The following is a 2,112-nucleotide window of genomic DNA, read 5'->3' as shown; positions in this document are numbered from 1 at the left end:
CATCGCTTTGTCATAACCTTTATGTGCTAACCAATGGCGAGCATCTTGCGATACTTCCATGGATACTCCGCGAGCATCCAACTGGACTTGAAGCTCGACAATAAACTTATCAACCACTTGATGGATAACACTTTCATCTAGGCTATTAAACCAGATGATATTATCAAGACGGTTACGGAACTCCGGAGTGAACACCTTCTTAATTTCAGCCATGGCATCGTGAGTATGATCTTGTTGGATTAAACCGATCGATTTCTTCTCAGTTTCAGCCACACCCGCGTTAGTGGTCATCACAAGGATCACGTTACGGAAATCGGCCTTGCGACCATTGTTGTCCGTTAGCGTACCGTTATCCATCACTTGCAGTAACAAATTAAAGATATCTGGGTGCGCTTTCTCAATCTCATCCAACAAAACAACGGAATGAGGATGCTTAATAACGGCATCGGTTAACAAGCCACCTTGATCATAACCAACATAACCTGGAGGAGCACCAATTAAGCGGCTCACAGAGTGACGCTCACCATACTCAGACATATCAAAACGAAGCAGTTCAATACCAAGCAGTTTCGATAGCTGAACAGTTACCTCGGTTTTACCCACACCAGTAGGCCCTGCAAACAAGAACGAACCCACAGGCTTGTTATCTACACCCAAACCAGCACGAGACAGTTTGATAGCCTCCGAAAGCGCATCAATAGCGTTGTCTTGACCAAAGACTAGCATCTTCATTTTGCCATCAAGATTCTTCAAGATGTCTTTGTCAGATGAAGACACCGACTTCTCTGGAATTCGAGCCATTTTTGCAACCATGGCTTCAATATCAGCCACGCCAACCGTCTTCTTACGACGACTTGCTGGAGCTAATCGACTACGAGCACCGGCTTCATCAATAACGTCAATCGCTTTGTCAGGTAGATGACGCTCGTTGATGTACTTAGCAGACAGCTCTACGGCTGCACGCAGTGCTTTGTTGGTGTAACGCACTTCGTGGTGAGCTTCGTACTTTGGTTTCAAGCCCATCAGGATCTTGGTTGTATCGTCCAGAGATGGTTCTACAACGTCGATTTTTTGGAAGCGACGAGATAGCGCACGCTCTTTTTCGAAAATATTGCTGTACTCTTGGTAGGTAGTTGAACCAATACAGCGCAACTTACCGCTACTTAGTAGAGGTTTAATCAAGTTTGCCGCATCGACTTGGCCACCAGACGCCGCACCAGCACCGATAATAGTATGGATCTCATCAATGAACAGGATGGCATCTTCTTCTTTTTCAAGCTGCTTCAAAATCGATTTGAAACGTTTCTCGAAATCACCACGATACTTAGTGCCTGCTAGCAGCGAACCGATATCAAGTGAGTAGATAACGCTATTTTGAATCACCTCTGGCACTTGGCCTTCAACAATTCTCCAAGCTAGGCCTTCTGCAATTGCCGTTTTACCCACACCGGCTTCACCAACGAGCAATGGGTTGTTCTTACGACGACGACATAGAACTTGGATCGTACGTTCTAGCTCTTTGTCACGGCCAATTAATGGATCAATATTACCGGCCTTCGCCACTTGGTTGAGGTTTGTTGCAAAGCTTTCTAAACGCTCATCGGAACCTGTTTCTTCGACACTATCCGAGCTAAACGAATCTGAAGAAGATGGATCTTCTCCGGCGCCAGAAGCTTTCGTAATACCGTGGGAGATAAAGTTGACAATATCTAAGCGAGAAATGTCGTTTTTCTTCAATAAATAAGCGGCGTGCGACTCTTGTTCGCTAAAGATTGCGACCAATACATTAGCACCCGTTACTTCGTTGCGACCAGACGACTGAACATGGAAACCCGCGCGTTGCAATACACGTTGAAAACTCAAAGTCGGTTGGGTTTCGCGCGTCTCATCACTTTCAGGGATAAGCGGCGTAGTTTGATCGATGAATATATCGAGCTCATTGCGCAAAGCATCGAGGTCTGCTTTGCAGGCTAAAAGGGCTTCCTTAGCTGCATCATTTTCCAACAATGCAAGTAGGAGGTGTTCGACAGTCATAAACTCGTGACGTTTGTCTCTTGCACGAGCAAATGCACCGTTAAGGCTTTACTCTAGTTCTTTATTTAGCATAATGAC

The 2,112-nt window shown here is 45.5% G+C and carries 1 pseudogene; it reads right to left on the bottom strand.

The annotated features are described in order from the left end of the window. A pseudogene (gene clpA / locus R8N28_RS23800) lies at positions 1-2,106 on the bottom strand (ATP-dependent Clp protease ATP-binding subunit ClpA); the annotation flags it as partial. Between the last annotated feature and the right edge of the window lie 6 nt (positions 2,107-2,112).

The sequence above is a fragment of the Vibrio sp. Vb1554 genome, assembly GCF_033344235.1.
Note: the sequence above shows the minus strand (reverse complement) of the source record. Positions and strands in the feature narration are given on the sequence as shown.